Annotated in this window: 15 protein-coding genes; 13 read left to right on the forward strand and 2 right to left on the reverse strand. The window is 57.1% G+C overall.

All coding sequences use genetic code 11. The annotated features are described in order from the left end of the window. Position 1 precedes the first annotated feature (1 nt). The 9 genes from agaW (at position 2) to FZF21_RS19100 (ending at position 10,288) form a co-directional block, all read left to right on the forward strand. Entirely contained in the window at positions 2–781 is a 780-nt protein-coding gene (gene agaW / locus FZF21_RS19060; RefSeq protein ID WP_003861730.1) for a PTS N-acetylgalactosamine transporter subunit IIC, read from the forward strand. Further along, a complete protein-coding gene (gene agaE / locus FZF21_RS19065; RefSeq protein WP_017693933.1) occupies positions 771–1,649 on the forward strand; it encodes a PTS N-acetylgalactosamine transporter subunit IID in 879 nt (292 codons plus the stop codon). Before agaW ends, agaE begins: the two co-directional genes overlap by 11 nt. Positions 1,650–1,666: 17 nt before the next feature. After that, the gene (gene agaF / locus FZF21_RS19070) at positions 1,667–2,101 is read left to right on the forward strand and encodes a PTS galactosamine/N-acetylgalactosamine transporter subunit IIA (protein ID WP_032104425.1); all 435 of its coding nucleotides are present in this window, start codon (positions 1,667–1,669) and stop codon (positions 2,099–2,101) included. Beyond that, a complete protein-coding gene (gene nagA / locus FZF21_RS19075; protein WP_017382442.1) occupies positions 2,098–3,231 on the forward strand; it encodes an N-acetylglucosamine-6-phosphate deacetylase in 1,134 nt (377 codons plus the stop codon). Before agaF ends, nagA begins: the two co-directional genes overlap by 4 nt. Before the next feature lie 246 nt (positions 3,232–3,477). Beyond that, positions 3,478–4,623, forward strand: a complete 1,146-nt coding sequence (locus tag FZF21_RS19080; RefSeq protein WP_015571960.1) for an SIS domain-containing protein — start codon at positions 3,478–3,480, stop codon at positions 4,621–4,623. Between the two features lie 12 nt (positions 4,624–4,635). Next, positions 4,636–5,508, forward strand: a complete 873-nt coding sequence (gene kbaY, locus FZF21_RS19085) for a tagatose-bisphosphate aldolase subunit KbaY (RefSeq protein WP_015571961.1) — start codon at positions 4,636–4,638, stop codon at positions 5,506–5,508. A gap of 117 nt (positions 5,509–5,625) precedes the next feature. Continuing rightward, a complete protein-coding gene (gene malX / locus FZF21_RS19090) occupies positions 5,626–7,197 on the forward strand; it encodes a maltose/glucose-specific PTS transporter subunit IIBC (RefSeq protein WP_040118142.1) in 1,572 nt (523 codons plus the stop codon). Between the two features lie 12 nt (positions 7,198–7,209). Then, positions 7,210–8,382: a PatB family C-S lyase gene (locus tag FZF21_RS19095; RefSeq protein ID WP_149121169.1), complete on the forward strand. Its 1,173-nt coding sequence runs from the start codon at positions 7,210–7,212 to the stop codon at positions 8,380–8,382. A 16-nt stretch (positions 8,383–8,398) separates the two neighbouring features. Further along, positions 8,399–10,288: an enterotoxin gene (locus FZF21_RS19100; protein ID WP_045341653.1), complete on the forward strand. Its 1,890-nt coding sequence runs from the start codon at positions 8,399–8,401 to the stop codon at positions 10,286–10,288. A gap of 67 nt (positions 10,289–10,355) precedes the next feature. Here the strand turns inward: FZF21_RS19100 and rsmI are convergent, their stop codons facing one another. Further along, a complete protein-coding gene (rsmI, locus tag FZF21_RS19105; protein WP_045341652.1) occupies positions 10,356–11,219 on the reverse strand; it encodes a 16S rRNA (cytidine(1402)-2'-O)-methyltransferase in 864 nt (287 codons plus the stop codon). Between the two features lie 61 nt (positions 11,220–11,280). On the opposite strand from rsmI, the gene FZF21_RS19110 reads away from it, so the two are divergent. The 4 genes from FZF21_RS19110 to dolP are packed head-to-tail and all read left to right on the forward strand — an operon-like array spanning position 11,281 to position 14,969. Beyond that, positions 11,281–13,419 (forward strand): penicillin-binding protein activator, encoded by a 2,139-nt coding sequence (locus tag FZF21_RS19110; RefSeq protein ID WP_063946021.1) that lies wholly within the window; start codon positions 11,281–11,283, stop codon positions 13,417–13,419. Further along, positions 13,377–13,772, forward strand: a complete 396-nt coding sequence (locus FZF21_RS19115; RefSeq protein ID WP_045341650.1) for a YraN family protein — start codon at positions 13,377–13,379, stop codon at positions 13,770–13,772. Before FZF21_RS19110 ends, FZF21_RS19115 begins: the two co-directional genes overlap by 43 nt. A gap of 21 nt (positions 13,773–13,793) precedes the next feature. Then, the gene (diaA, locus tag FZF21_RS19120; protein WP_003861754.1) at positions 13,794–14,384 is read left to right on the forward strand and encodes a DnaA initiator-associating protein DiaA; all 591 of its coding nucleotides are present in this window, start codon (positions 13,794–13,796) and stop codon (positions 14,382–14,384) included. A 9-nt stretch (positions 14,385–14,393) separates the two neighbouring features. Further along, the gene (dolP, locus tag FZF21_RS19125; protein WP_006812102.1) at positions 14,394–14,969 is read left to right on the forward strand and encodes a division/outer membrane stress-associated lipid-binding lipoprotein; all 576 of its coding nucleotides are present in this window, start codon (positions 14,394–14,396) and stop codon (positions 14,967–14,969) included. A gap of 49 nt (positions 14,970–15,018) precedes the next feature. Here dolP and FZF21_RS19130 read toward each other — a convergent pair whose 3' ends face one another. After that, positions 15,019–16,056: a permease gene (locus tag FZF21_RS19130; protein WP_023295492.1), complete on the reverse strand. Its 1,038-nt coding sequence runs from the start codon at positions 16,054–16,056 to the stop codon at positions 15,019–15,021. Positions 16,057–16,068 lie beyond the last annotated feature (12 nt).

Here is a 16,068-nt window from a genome sequence, read left to right on the forward strand (position 1 = left end):
AATGGAAATCAGTCTGTTGCAGGCTTTCGCGCTGGGGCTTCTCGCCTTTATAGCGGGCCTGGATATGTTTAACGGCTTAACACACATGCACCGTCCAGTGGTGCTCGGGCCACTGGTTGGCCTGATTCTGGGCGATTTGCACACCGGAATTCTGACCGGCGGTACGTTAGAACTGGTCTGGATGGGACTCGCGCCGCTGGCGGGCGCGCAGCCGCCAAACGTGATTATCGGCACCATCGTTGGCACCACATTTGCCATTACTACAGGCGTGAAGCCGGATGTCGCCGTTGGGGTCGCCGTGCCGTTTGCCGTGGCGGTTCAGATGGGGATCACCTTCCTCTTCTCGGTGATGTCCGGCGTGATGTCCCGTTGCGATCGCATGGCGGCTAACGCAGACACCCGTGGTATTGAACGGGTCAACTATCTGGCACTGCTGGCGCTCGGCGTCTTCTACTTCCTGTGTGCATTTCTGCCCATCTACTTCGGGGCTGAACATGCGAAAACCGCCATTGACGTGCTGCCGGAACGTCTGATCGACGGTCTCGGCGTCGCGGGCGGCATCATGCCAGCGATCGGCTTCGCCGTGCTGCTGAAGATCATGATGAAAAACGTTTACATCCCTTACTTCATTATCGGCTTTGTCGCCGCGGCCTGGCTGAAACTCCCGGTGCTGGCGATTGCCGCGGCTGCGCTGGCGATGGCGCTGATCGACCTGCTGCGCAAATCGCCTGAACCCACGGCGCCTGCGGCCCAGAAAGAGGAATTTGAAGATGGCATCTAATCACACCACCCTGCCGGGCGTATCTGAAAGTGAAGAGACACTGCTGACCGGCGTGAATGAAAACGTCTACGAAGACCAGAGTATTGGCGCTGAGCTAACGAAAAAGGATATTAACCGTGTCGCCTGGCGTTCCATGCTGCTACAGGCCTCGTTTAACTACGAGCGTATGCAGGCCTCCGGCTGGCTGTATGGGCTACTGCCCGCGCTGAAAAAGATCCACACCAATAAGCGGGACCTGGCGCGCGCCATGAAAGGCCATATGGGTTTCTTTAACACCCACCCGTTCCTGGTGACCTTCGTCATCGGCATTATTCTGGCAATGGAGCGTTCCAAGCAGGATGTGAACAGCATCCAGAGCACTAAAATTGCCGTCGGCGCACCGCTCGGTGGCATTGGTGACGCCATGTTCTGGCTGACCCTGCTGCCCATCTGCGGGGGGATTGGCGCCAGCCTGGCGCTACAAGGCTCCATTCTTGGCGCGGTGGTCTTTATCGTGCTGTTTAACGTGGTGCATCTCGGCCTGCGTTTTGGTCTGGCGCACTATGCCTACCGAATGGGTGTCGCCGCGATCCCGCTGATCAAGGCCAACACCAAAAAGGTTGGTCATGCTGCGTCCATTGTCGGGATGACAGTGATTGGTGCGCTGGTGGCAACCTATGTGCGCCTGAATACCACACTCGAGATTAAAGCCGGGGATGCAGTCGTCAAACTGCAAACCGATGTGATCGACAAACTGATGCCCGCCTTTCTGCCGCTGGTCTACACCCTGACCATGTTCTGGCTGGTACGCCGTGGCTGGAGCCCGCTGCGCCTGATTGGTATCACTGTGGTGCTGGGCGTTGTCGGTAAATTCTGTCACTTCCTGTAAAAAGCAAAGAGGTTGCGATGTTAGGCATTATTTTGACGGGTCACGGCGGTTTTGCCAGCGGGCTGGAACAGGCGATGAAGCAAATCCTCGGCGAACAGCCGCAGTTTATCGCCATCGATTTTCCGGAAAGCTCCACCACTGCGCGGCTGACCGGGCAGCTTGAGCAGGCAGTGAATGAACTGGATGCAGAGCACGATATTGTGTTTCTCACCGATCTTCTCGGCGGTACGCCGTTTCGTGTGGCCTCTACCCTCGCGATGCAGCGCCCCGGCAGCGAAGTGATCACCGGCACCAATCTCCAGCTTTTGCTGGAGATGGTTCTGGAGCGCGACGGATTAAGCAGTGAAGCCTTTCGTTTGCAGGCGCTGGAGTGCGGCCATCGCGGCCTGACCAGCCTGGTGGATGAACTTGCACGCTGTCGCGAGGAAGCGCCCGCCGAGGAAGGGATATGAGCCAGCTGCTGCGCGCGCGTCGTCTGCTTACCGGGCAGGGCTGGCTGGATGACCATCAGCTGCGTATGGATAGAGGCGTCATCACCGCCATCGAGCCGATTCCGGCAGGGGTTAATACCCGCGAGGCAGACCTGCTTTGCCCGGCATACATTGATATTCACGTCCACGGCGGCGCGGGTGTGGATGTGATGGATGATGCGCCCGACGTGCTGGACCGGTTAGCCATGCACAAAGCGCGTGAAGGCGTGGGGGCGTTTCTGCCTACCACCGTCACCGCTCCGCTGGAGGCGATCCATGGCGCGTTACGGCGCATTGCCCGGCGCTGTCATGCCGGTGGCCCCGGCGCGCAGATCCTGGGCAGCTATCTGGAAGGCCCGTACTTTACACCGCAGAACAAAGGGGCGCACCCGCCAGAACTGTTTCGCGAACTGGATCTCGCGGAACTTGATGAGCTGATTGCGGTTTCGCAGAACACGCTGCGGGTGGTGGCGCTTGCTCCGGAAAAAGTGGATGCCCTGAAGGCGATCCATCACCTCAAGCAAAAAGGGATACGCGTCATGCTGGGCCACAGCGCCGCTACATACGCGCAAACCCTGGCCGCATTTGATGCAGGCGCAGCCGGGCTGGTGCACTGCTACAACGGCATGACGGGGTTACACCACCGGGAGCCCGGCATGGTTGGCGCCGGGCTTACGGACCCACGCGCGTGGCTGGAGCTTATTGCCGACGGGCATCACGTTCATCCTGGAGCCATGCGGCTATGTTGTTGCTGCGCGAAGGATCGTACGGTGCTGATTACCGATGCCATGCAGGCGGCGGGGATGCCTGATGGGCGCTATACGTTGTGTGGTGAAAATGTCGAGATGCAGGGCGGCGTTGTCCGCACGGCCTCAGGCGGGCTGGCGGGCAGCACGCTCGCGCTGGATGCCGCCGTGCGAAATATGGTGGAGCATACGGGGATCGCCCCAGAAAACGCAATCCATATGGCCTCGCTGCATCCTGCCCGTCTGCTCGGTATGGATCACCTGCTGGGAACGTTAGCGCCAGGCAAACGCGCCAATGTTCTTGCGCTGGATGCGGGTTTACACCTCCGGCAGATCTGGATCCAGGGTCAGGCTCTTTCCCTGTAGCCCCTTCACAGTGTGCCCTGTTGGCCTTACGGAAGACGATCGTAAGGCCTTTCTTTTCCTTTCCTTGACTTTTACCTTTCCTTTCGCGATCACACTTTTCGTTTTATTTCTTTTTCGCCATTGAACTTTCGATTTCTTTTCTATAGATTTTCTTTAACTGCTAAAGTGAACAAGTGAAACGAAACGAAAGATAGCGACACATTTGCCAGCGTCTGATGTGGAATTCACACGACTAAGGACTGAGTTATGCCACAAACCACTATCGCCACCACCGGCACCTGGACCGAAAAAGAGATCCGCCAGCAGCCAGCCAGCTGGCTTCGCTCGCTCAACAATATTGATAATCTGCGCGCGTCGATCGACAGTTTTCTGACGCCACTGTTGCGCAAGCCCGATCTGCGGATCGTTCTGACCGGCGCGGGTACGTCTGCTTTTATCGGCGACATCATTGCGCCATGGCTTGCCAGCCACACGGGGAAAAACATCACCGCGATACCTACGACCGATCTGGTCACCAACCCGATGGATTATTTCAGCCCTTCGCACCCGCTGCTGCTGGTCTCTTTCGCCCGTTCTGGCAATAGCCCGGAGAGCGTCGCCGCCGTTGAGCTGGCGAATCAGTTTGTACCGGAGTGCTACCACCTGTCGATCACCTGTAATGAAGCAGGCAGCCTGTACCAGAATGCCGTCGACAGCGATAACGCCTGCGCTCTGCTCATGCCAGCCGAAACGCACGATCGCGGGTTCGCGATGACAAGCAGCATCACCACCATGATGGCGAGCTGCCTGGCGGTATTCGCACCGGAAACGATCAACAGCAAAACGTTCCGCGACGTGTCCGATCGCTGTCAGGCGATCCTCACATCGCTTGGCGATTTCAGTCCCGGCGTCTTTGGTAACGAACCGTGGAAACGCATTGTTTATCTGGGCAGCGGTGGATTACAGGGCGCCGCACGGGAGTCTGCGCTGAAGGTGCTGGAGCTGACCGCCGGCAAGCTGGCGGCATTCTACGATTCGCCAACGGGTTTCCGTCACGGGCCTAAGTCGCTGGTAGACAACGAAACGCTGGTCGTCGTGTTTGTCTCCAGCCATCCGTATACGCGTCAGTACGATCGGGATCTGCTCGCCGAGCTGCGACGCGATCGTCAGGCTATGCGCGTGGTAGCCATTGCAGCCGAAACGGATCCGGTCATTGAAGCTGGCCCGCATATCCTGCTGCCGCCTTCCCGTTCATTTAACGATATGGAGCAGGCGTTCTGCTTCCTGATGTACGCCCAGGTCTTCGCACTGACCCAGTCTCTGCACGTTGGCAATACGCCGGATACGCCATCCGCTAGCGGTACGGTTAACCGTGTGGTCCAGGGCGTCGTTATTCATCCGTGGCAGGCTTAAGAGGACAGGCTCATGAGTATTATTTCTACCAAATATCTTTTGCAGGACGCACAGGCGAAGGGCTATGCCGTTCCGGCCTTTAACATCCATAACGCCGAGACGATCCAGGCGATCCTCGAAGTCTGTAGCGAAATGCGATCGCCGGTGATCCTCGCGGGTACGCCGGGGACGTTTAAACATATTGCGCTGGAAGAGATCTACGCCTTGTGCAACGCGTATTCCCTTACTTATGACATGCCGCTGGCGCTACACCTCGATCACCACGAATCGCTGGACGACATTCGCCGCAAAGTCCATGCCGGCGTACGTAGCGCAATGATCGACGGTAGCCATTACCCCTTCGAACAAAACGTCAAGCTGGTGAAATCGGTCGTCGATTTCTGCCACCTCAACGACTGTAGCGTCGAGGCCGAACTGGGCCGACTGGGCGGAGTGGAAGATGACATGAGCGTCGACGCCGAAAGCGCATTCCTGACCGACCCGCAGGAAGCAAAACGCTTTGTCGAACTGACAGGCGTGGACAGCCTCGCCGTTGCCATCGGTACCGCGCACGGTCTTTATACCAAACGCCCAAAAATCGACTTCCAGCGGCTGGCCGAGATCCGTGAGGTAGTGACAGTGCCGCTGGTGCTGCACGGTGCGAGTGATGTGCCGGATGAGGATGTGCGCCGCACCATTGAGCTGGGCGTCTGCAAAGTTAACGTCGCAACAGAGCTGAAAATCGCCTTCTCTGACGCAGTCAAAGCCTGGTTTGCCGAGAACCCACAGGGCAACGATCCGCGCTTCTACATGCGCGTCGGCATGGATGCCATGAAAGAGGTGGTCAGAAGCAAAATCACCGTTTGCGGCTCGGCGAACCGGCTGCTGCTTGCGACTGAAGCCTGAACCCATCGCGCATAACGTTAGTACCTAAAAAAATAACTATAAGCCTCGCAAATATGAAGGCGCGTCCTTAAGCCGGACAGCGCCTTCCATTATCCTAAAAATCCGAGGAGTCCCTACATGACACAGGAAAAGTCGTTTAAATCGAAAGCGTGGGAGTTTTTCCAGAGCCTGGGAAAGACGTTTATGTTCCCGGTCTCACTGTTGGCCTTTATGGGGTTGTTGTTAGGTATCGGTAGTTCTGTCACCAGCCCTTCCACCATCAAAAGTTTTCCCTTTCTGGGCGGCGAGTTAACGCAGCTCACCTTTGGTTTTATCGCCATGGTCGGCGGCTTTGCTTTTACCTATCTGCCGCTGATGTTTGCCATGGCGATCCCGATGGGCCTTGCCAGACGTAATAAAGCGGTGGGCGCTTTTGCCGGATTCGTTGGCTACATGCTGATGAACATGAGCATCAACTACTACCTGACCGCCACCCACCAGCTTGCGGATGCCGCCACCATGAGACAGGTGGGACAATCCATTGTGCTTGGCATTCAAACGCTGGAGATGGGCGTGCTCGGCGGCATTGTGGTAGGGGTGATCACCTACTTCCTGCACGAGCGTTTCCAGGACACGGTGCTGCACGACGCGTTTGCCTTCTTTAGCGGCATTCGTTTTGTACCGATTGTTACTGCCCTCACCCTGTCGCTGGTCGGCTTGTTCATCCCCCTGCTGTGGGAATATGTGGCAATGGGCATTGCCGGGATTGGTCATATCATCCAGAGCACCAGCGTCTTTGGGCCATTCCTGTATGGCGTGGGCGTACTGCTGCTCAAACCTTTTGGCCTGCACCACATCCTGCTGGCGATGGTGCGCTTCACCCCGGCGGGCGGCATTGAGATGGTTAACGGCCAGGAAGTGGCCGGTGCGCTGAACATTTTCTACGCCGAGCTGAAAGCTGGCCTGCCGTTTAGCCCGCACGTTACGGCATTTTTATCGCAAGGGTTTATGCCGACCTTTATCTTCGGCCTGCCTGCCGTGGCTTACGCTATCTACCGCACCGCGCGCCCGGAAAACCGTCCGGTGATTAAAGGGCTGCTGCTTTCAGGCGTGCTGGTTTCAGTTGTCACGGGTATTTCAGAGCCGATTGAGTTCCTGTTCCTGTTTATTGCCCCTGTGCTTTACGCGTTTCATATCGTTATGTCTGGCCTGGCGCTGATGGTGATGGCGCTGCTCGGCGTCACCATCGGCAACACCGACGGCGGCATTCTGGATCTGCTGATCTTCGGCGTCATGCAGGGGATGTCGACCAAATGGTATCTGCTGTTCCCGGTGGGTATTGCCTGGTTTGTTATCTACTTCTTCGTCTTCCGCTGGTACATCCTCAGGCACGATATTAAAACGCCGGGCCGTGAGGTTGACGCGCAGGGTGCGCTCCAGGCGGTGGAAGCCAATACCCGGGCACGTGGAAAATCGAAATACGATCATGGGCTTATTCTTCGCGCGCTTGGCGGTAAAGAGAATATTGAGTCGCTCGACAACTGCATTACCCGCTTACGTCTGGTGGTGAAAGATATGGGGCTTATCGACCAGCAGGCGCTGAAGGCCGCGGGCGCCTTGTCAGTAGTAGTGCTTGATGCCCACAGCGTTCAGGTGATCATCGGTCCGCAGGTGCAGAGCGTCAAATCCGGCATTGAAGCCTTAATTTAACAGGGGGACGTTGTGTTTGATTTCGACAGAATCATTGAGCGTAAAAGCGATAAATGCCGTAAATGGGATCATGCGTTTGTGTGCTCGCGTTTCGGTGATGTCCCGGAGGGATTTATCCCGCTGTGGATAGCAGATATGGATTTCACCTCGCCACCCGCTGTGATTGAAGGCTTCCAGCGCATCGTGGAGCATGGCACCTTCGGTTACACCTGGTGCTTCGACGAATTCTACGATGCGGTCATCGCCTTCCAGCGTAGCCGTCATCAGGTTGAGGTGCATAAGTCATGGATCACCCTGACCTACGGCACCGTTTCCACGCTTCACTATACGGTTCAGGCGTTCTGCAAACCCGGCGACTGCGTGATGATGAACACCCCGGTGTATGACCCGTTTGCGATGGCGACACAGCGACAGGGAGTGCAAGTACTTGCTAACCCGCTAAGTGTGGAAAATAACCGTTATCAACTTGATTTTAATCGGGTGGAAGAGCAGCTACGAACACACCGCCCCACCCTGTGGTTCTTCTGCTCGCCGCATAACCCCTCGGGGCGAATCTGGCGCGCGGATGAGATACGCCAGGTGTCCGATCTCTGTAAGCGCTACGGCACGATTCTGGTGGTTGATGAGGTTCACGCCGAGCACATTCTGGACGGTACATTCGTCAGCTGTCTGAATTCGGGCTGTGCCGCCCAGGACAACCTGATTGTGCTGACCTCCCCCAATAAAGCGTTCAACCTTGGCGGGTTAAAAACATCCTACTCGATAATTCCAGACGATTCGCTACGCCAGCGTTTCCGCCAGCAGTTGGAGAAGAACTCCATTACCTCGCCCAATATCTTCGGCGTGTGGGGAATTATTCTGGCTTATCAGCAAGGTCTGCCATGGCTCGACGCGCTGAATGGTTATCTGCGCGGCAATGCCCGCTACCTTGCGGATGCCATCCAGACCCACTTCCCTGCATGGAAGATGATGAACCCGGAGTCGTCGTATCTCGCCTGGATAGACGTCAGTGCGGACGATCGCAGTGCGACGGCGCTAACTCAACATTTCGCAAAACAGGCTGGCGTGGTCATTGAAGATGGCAGCCACTACGTACAAAACGGCGAAAACTACCTGCGTATTAACTTCGGCACCCAGCGCTACTGGCTGGAACAGTCCATCAACCGAATGCTGAAGCATTACTGATAAGGATCTTACCCCGATGAAAAAAATGCTCACTCTCTCGCTGCTGACTCTCTGTGTTTCTCATGGTGCGGCAGCAGCAAACTACGCGCTCAGTAACGACAATATTGCCCTTTCGTTTGATGATGCAAACGCAACGGTAGTGGTAACGGACAGCAAAGCTAACCATCCGCTCACGCCCCAGGAGTTGTTCTTTCTGACGCTACCGGATGAAACAAAAATCCACACCGCTGATTTCAAAATCAAGCACGTCGAAAAGCAGGACAATGCGATAGTCATCGACTTTACGAATCCGGATTTTATCGTAACGGTGAAACTGAACCTGGTGAAGGGAAAATACGCCAGCATTGGCTACACCATCGCCGCCGTCGGGCAGCCGCGGGACGTAGCGAAAATTACCTTCTTCCCGACGAAGAAGCAGTCTCAGGCACCTTACGTTGACGGGGCGATTAACAGCTCGCCAATCGTGGCCGACTCGTTCTTCATCCTGCCAGACAAACCGATTGTGAATACTTACGCTTATGAAGCCACCACGAACCTCAACGTGGAGCTGAAAACGCCAATTCTGCCTGAGACACCGGTTAGTTTTACCACCTGGTTCGGCACTTTCCCGGAAACTAATCAGCTGCGCCGCAGCGTAAACCAGTTTATCGATGCCGTGCGTCCGCGGCCTTATAAGCCTTACCTGCACTACAACAGCTGGATGGACATCGGCTTCTTTACCCCTTACTCCGAGCAGGATGTCATTGGGCGGATGGACGAATGGAATAAAGAATTTATTGCCGGACGCGGGGTGGCGCTGGACGCGTTCCTGCTGGACGATGGCTGGGACGATCGCACCGGACGCTGGCTGTTTGGCCCGGCATTCAGCAACGGTTTTGGCAAAGTCAGGGAAAAAGCCGACAGCCTGCATAGCTCGGTTGGGCTGTGGCTTTCTCCGTGGGGCGGATACAACAAGCCGCGCGATATTCGCGTCTCGCATGCAAAAGAGTATGGTTTCGAAACCGTAGACGGCAAGCTGGCGCTGTCAGGGCCGAACTATTTTAAAAACTTTAACGATCAGATCATCAAGCTGATCAAAAACGAGCATATTACCTCGTTCAAGCTCGACGGAATGGGTAACGCCAATTCGCATATCAAGGGCAGCCCATTTGCATCGGATTTTGACGCGTCCATTGCCCTGCTGCACAACATGCGCAGCGCAAATCCGAACCTGTTTATCAACCTGACCACCGGCACCGACGCCAGCCCGTCCTGGCTGTTCTATGCTGATTCAATCTGGCGTCAGGGCGATGATATCAACCTGTACGGCCCCGGCACGCCAGTGCAGCAGTGGATGACCTACCGCGATGCCGAAACCTGGCGATCCATCGTGCGTAAAGGTCCGCTGTTCCCGCTTAACTCACTGATGTACCACGGGATCGTCAGCGCAGAGAACGCTTACTATGGACTCGAGAAAGTGCAAACAGACAGCGATTTTGCCGATCAGGTCTGGAGCTACTTCGCAACCGGAACTCAGCTTCAGGAGCTGTACATCACGCCGTCCATGCTGAATAAGGCGAAGTGGGATACCCTGGCGCAGGCGGCGAAATGGTCGCGTGAGAATGCCAGCGTGCTGGTGGATACTCACTGGATTGGCGGAGACCCAACTTCGCTTGAGGTTTACGGCTGGGCCTCATGGAGTAAAGACAAAGCGATTTTTGGCTTACGCAACCCATCGGATAAGCCGCAACGTTACTACCTGGATTTAACCAAAGATTTTGAAGTCCCGGCAGGAGAGCGTTCGCAGTTTACCCTGAAAGCCGTGTACGGCAGTAATTCGACCGTACCAGAGGAGTATAAAAACGCTGTGGTGATTACGCTGCAACCGCTGGAAACGCTGGTGTTTGAGGCGATGCCGGAGAAATAGTGAGGCTTTGACACGGTGTAGGCCGGGTAAGGCGAAGCCGCCACCCGGCAAAACAGGCGGCAGGGGCTTACTCCCCCTGCTGCTCCAGCGCATATTTATACAGCGCATTTTTCTTCACGCCGTGGATCTCCGCCGCCAGCGCCGCCGCTTTTTTCAGGGGGAGTTCAGCCTGTAGCAGGACCAGCGTACGCAGCGCATCGGCAGGCAGAGCGTCTTCCTGCGCTTTGTGCCCTTCGACAATCAGCACCATTTCGCCCTTGCGGCGGTTTTCGTCTTCTTTCACCCACGCCAGCAGTTCGCCGACCGGCGCACCGTGAATGGTTTCCCACGTTTTGGTCAGCTCGCGCGCCAGCACCACGTAGCGCCCTTCGCCCCAGACGGTCACCATATCCTCCAGGCTTTCCAGCAGACGGTGAGTGGATTCGTAGAAGATCAACGTACGCGGTTCGGCTTCCAGATCCTTTAATACATCGCGGCGACCTTTGGATTTAGCTGGCAGGAAACCTTCGTAGCAGAAACGATCGGACGGCAGGCCCGCCGCGCTTAATGCGGCAATAGCAGCACACGGTCCCGGCAGTGGGACCACGCGGATCCCGGCTTCACGGCAGGTGCGCACCAGATGGTAACCCGGATCGTTGATCAGCGGCGTTCCCGCGTCGGACACCAACGCAATGTTCTGCCCTTCCTTAAGCTTCGCCACAAGCGTTTCGGCTTTTTGTTGCTCATTGTGATCGTGCAGGGCAAACAAACGGGCGTTGATGGCAAAGTGTTGTAGCAGTAAACCGGTATGACGGGTGTCTTCAGCCGCAATTAAATCAACAGCTTGCAATACGGTGAGCGCACGTTGGGTAATATCAGACAAATTCCCGATAGGAGTAGGTACAATATAAAGCTGGCCTTGAGAATTATCTGCCGTTTCGTGTTGTTTCATTGTTTCGTCCGTATTGCCGATTTAATATTGAGCATTGCGTAAAAAAATCACTGGATACAGTATGGTACCGTTAACGTTTCTTCGAAAAAAAGCCGCGCACAGCGTGCCCCTCCTGCTGGCAGCCCTGATCTTTACCGGCTGCGGCACCCAGGCACCTGACCAGAGCACTGCTCATATGCAGGGATCCGCTCAGGCTGATTCTGGCTTTTATCTGCAACAAATGTCGCAGAGTACAAATGATACCAGGATCAACTGGCAATTACTCGCCATTCGTGCACTGCTGAAAGAAGGGAAAACCCAGCAGGCCGCCGAGCTGTTCAGCCAGCTGCCGCAGGATCTTAACGACACTCAGCGCCATGAGCAGACGCTGCTGTCAGCAGAACTGAAGGTCGCGCAAAAAGATTACGACGGCGCGAAGAAGATCCTCGGCACCATCGATCTCAGCACGCTGGATAAAAACCAGCAGGCCCGTTTCTGGCAGGCCGGTATCACCGCTGAGCAGGGTCGCCCTTCCCTGACGCTACTCCGCGCGCTGATTGCCCAGGAGCCTCTGCTCGCGGGTGCGGACAAGCAGAAAAATATTGACGCAACCTGGCAGGCGCTCGCCTCCATGACCCAGGATCAGGCCAAAGCGCTGGTAATCAACGCCGATGAAAATGTCCTGCAAGGCTGGCTGGATCTGCAACAGATGTGGTTCAACAACCGCAGCGATCCGAACATGCTGAAAGCCGGCATTACCGACTGGCAAAAGCGTTACCCGCAAAACCCGGGAGCGAAAATGCTGCCAACGCAGCTGGTGAACGTGCAAAACTTTAAGCCCGCCTCCACCAGCAAAATCGCCCTGCTGCTGCCGTTAAGCGGCCAGGCTGCGGTATTTGGTCGCGCCATTCAGCAAGGTTTTGAAGCCGCGAAAAACGGCACTACCGCCGTCACCGGCAGCGCAGTTCCGGCGCAGGCAGCACAGGCGGCGAATGTGAATGACGTTGTCAGCCCGTCCGCCGCCGAAACCAGCGACCTGACCACCGCGCAAACCCCTGCGCAGGGCACCATGCAGAATCCGGTTACTGCCCCAACGACGCAGCCTGCTACCCCAGCGCCTGCGGCAACACAGGCCCCGGCTGAAACACCGGCGCCCGCGACGGCAGAACAACCTCAGCCGCAAACCGCGCAGCCGGAACAGCAGCCAGCAGCCCAGCCGCAGGCTGTGGCCACCACCAGCGCTAATTCGGGTGCAGAGTTGAAAATCTACGACACCAGCGCCCAGCCGCTTGACCAGGTGCTGGCGCAGGTTCAGCAGGACGGCGCCAGCATCGTTGTCGGCCCGCTGTTGAAAAACAACGTGGAAGCGCTGATGAAGAGCAACACCACGCTGAACGTGCTGGCGCTTAACCAGCCTGAGCAGGTTCAGAACCGCGCCAATATCTGTTACTTCGCCCTCTCTCCGGAGGATGAAGCCCGCGATGCGGCCCGTCATATTCACGAGCAGGGCAAGCAGGCGCCGCTGCTGCTGATCCCACGCAGCACGCTGGGCGATCGCGTTGCCAACGCGTTTGCGCAAGAGTGGCAGACCCTTGGCGGTGGCGTGGTGTTGCAGCAGAAATTTGGCTCAGCTGCCGAACTGAGAGCGGGCGTGAACGGCGGGGCAGGTATTGCCCTCAACGGTAGCCCGGTATCCGCCAGCCTGCCGCAGCAGCAGAGCGTCACCATCGGCGGTCTGACGATCCCGGCGCCGCCTACCGACGCGCAAATCAGCGGCGGCGGTAAAGTGGATTCGGCATACATCGTCGCTACCCCGGAAGAGATCGCCTTTATCAAACCGATGATCGCCATGCGTAACGGCAGCCAGAGCGGCGCAACGCTCTACGCCAGCTCACGCAGCGCACAGGGTACCGCAGGCCCGGATTTCCGTCTGGAAATGGAAGGACTGCAATACAGCGAGATCCCCATGCTGGCAGGCAGCAACCCGCAGTTGATGCAGCAGGCGCTGGGCGCGGTGCGCAATGACTATTCCCTGGCGCGTCTGTACGCGATGGGCGTCGATGCCTGGGCGCTGGCAAACCACTTCACCCAGATGCGTCAGGTACCGGGCTTCGAGCTTAACGGGAATACCGGCGATCTGACCGCCGATCAGGATTGTGTGATTAACAGGAAGTTATCATGGCTCAAATACCAGCAGGGGCAGATTGTCCCGGCCAGTTAAGCCGTAAACAGACCGGCGACGCGTGGGAGTTAAAGGCGCGTCGCTGGCTTGAAGGCAAAGGACTGCGCTTTGTCGCCGCCAACGTTCGCGGGCGCGGCGGCGAGATTGACCTGATCATGAAAGACGGTCAGACCATCGTGTTTGTTGAAGTTCGCTTCCGACAGTCGTCCCGTTTTGGCGGTGCTGCCGCCAGCGTGACGCTCGCCAAACAACAAAAGTTATTACAGACTGCCCACTTGTGGCTTGCCAGCCATAATGGGAGTTTTGATACTGTGGATTGCCGTTTCGATGTGGTAGCCTTCACCGGAAATGCGATCGACTGGCTTAAAAACGCGTTTGGCGAAGACGCATAAATAAGATTTTAAAGGGATACCGTGCTCGAACGAATTAAAGTGTGCTTCACAGAAAGCATTCAAACGCAGATTGCCGCGGCGGAAGCCCTTCCGGACGCGATCTCGCGTGCAGCGATGACGCTGGTTCAGTCGCTGCTCAACGGCAACAAAATCCTCTGTTGTGGCAATGGCACGTCCGCTGCTAACGCACAGCATTTTGCTGCCAGCATGATCAATCGCTTCGAAACCGAGCGCCCGAGTTTACCTGCCATTGCACTAAACACCGATAACGTGGTCTTAACTGCGATTGCCAACGATCGTCTGCATGACGAAATCTACGCCAAGCAGGTGCGCGCCTTAGGCCATGCCGGAGACGTGCTGCTGGCGATCTCCACGCGCGGTAACAGCCGGGATATCGTTAAAGCGGTTGAAGCGGCAGTGACCCGGGATATGACGATTGTCGCCCTGACCGGTTACGACGGCGGTGAGCTGGCTGGCCTGCTGGGGCCGCAGGATGTGGAGATCCGCATTCCTTCGCACCGTAGCGCCCGCATCCAGGAGATGCATATGCTCACGGTGAACTGCTTATGCGATCTGATCGATAACACGCTTTTCCCTCACCAGGATGATTAAGGAGTTCTCATGAAGGTTTTATCGGCCCTTGCAGTCGTGATGTCTGCATTACTGCTTCAGGGATGCATCGCTGCCGCTGTAGTCGGCACCGCAGCGGTCGGCACCAAAGCAGCGACCGATCCGCGTACCGTTGGGACGCAGGTGGATGACGGTACGCTTGAGCTGCGCGTAAACAGTGCGCTGTCGAAAGACGAGCAGATCAAGAAGGAAGCACGCATCAACGTGACGGCTTATCAGGGCAAAGTGCTGCTGGCAGGCCAGGCGCCAAATCCTGAACTCGCCTCGCGCGCCAAACAGATCGCGATGGGTGTGGAAGGCACGGCGGAAGTGTTTAACGAGATCCGCCAGGGCCAGCCGATTGGTCTCGGCACCGCGTCATCTGATACCTGGATCACCACCAAAGTGCGTTCCCAGCTGCTGGGTACCGACCAGGTGAAATCCTCAAACGTGAAAGTGACCACGGAGAACGGCGAAGTATTCCTGCTGGGTCTGGTGACGGAACGTGAAGGGAAAGCGGCGGCGGATATCGCCAGCCGGGTGAGCGGCGTGAAACACGTCACCACCGCCTTTACTTACATTAAGTAATTACCACCTGACTACAGGCCCGGTAAGCGCTAGCGCCGCCGGGCTTTTTTCACACAAGCGCCATACTCCCCACAATAACTCCGCTCAACGCCACCAGCCCCGCAGTCAGCCACAGCGCTTTCGCCGGGAATGACTTACGCAGCATGATAAGCGACGGCAGGCTCACCGCCGGCAGCGTGATGAGCAGCGCCAGCGCCGGTGCGGTCCCCATACCAGCCATCATCATGGTCTGAATAATCGGGATCTCCGCCGCGGTTGGGATCACAAACAGGCACCCGGCCACCGCCATCGCAATCACCCACATCAGCGTGTTGTCGATAGCGCCATCCGCATGCGGGAACAGCCAGACGCGCGCCGCCCCCAGCACCAGTACGGCCAGGATATAGACCGGAATGGTGCTCCAGAAAAGCTGCCACAGCGCTTTGCCCCAGCGAGCAAAGAAACTGCCCTGCGGCTCGCTGACGTCCAGCTCAACGGAGGCAGGCCCGGCCTCGTTGTCTTTCACCAGGTGCTGCACCAGCGTAGCGACAAGCACCACCGTCAGCAGGCCAGCCGCCAGACGGATAAACGCGAAATGCCAGCCGAGAACGAAGCCCATAAACACCAGCGTTGCCGGGTTCAGCAGGGGGTTACCCATCCAGAAGGCAAGCGCGCCGCCCATCGACACGCGCTGTCGGCGCATACCCGCCGCCACCGGTGCGGCGCAGCAGGAGCACATCATGCCCGGCAGGGAGAAAATCGTCCCCAGCAGCGTGCCCTGCAAGCGCGGCTGTCCCAGGGTTTTCACCAGCCAGTTACGCGGGATAAGTACCTGAATCAGCGAGCCCAGCAATACGCCCAATACCGCCGCTTTCCAGACGGCAAGAAAATAGACCATGGCGTAATCCCACGCCGCGCGTAGCGGGCTGGAATCGGCCTGCGCGAGAATCGATTTACCGATGCTGTGGGTGTCGGCGGCGGTGAAGGCTTTACCGTAGTACGGCTGCCATTTCACATACCAGAGGCCAATGATGACCACGAGAAAGAAGAGTGCGGGCTTCCACCACTGAACAGGTGTTGCCGCCTGAGATGAAGACTGACCAGTCATACCATTCCCCGG

It is taken from the genome of Enterobacter sp. LU1 (genome assembly GCF_008271405.2).
Lineage (GTDB): Bacteria > Pseudomonadota > Gammaproteobacteria > Enterobacterales > Enterobacteriaceae > Enterobacter > Enterobacter hormaechei_C.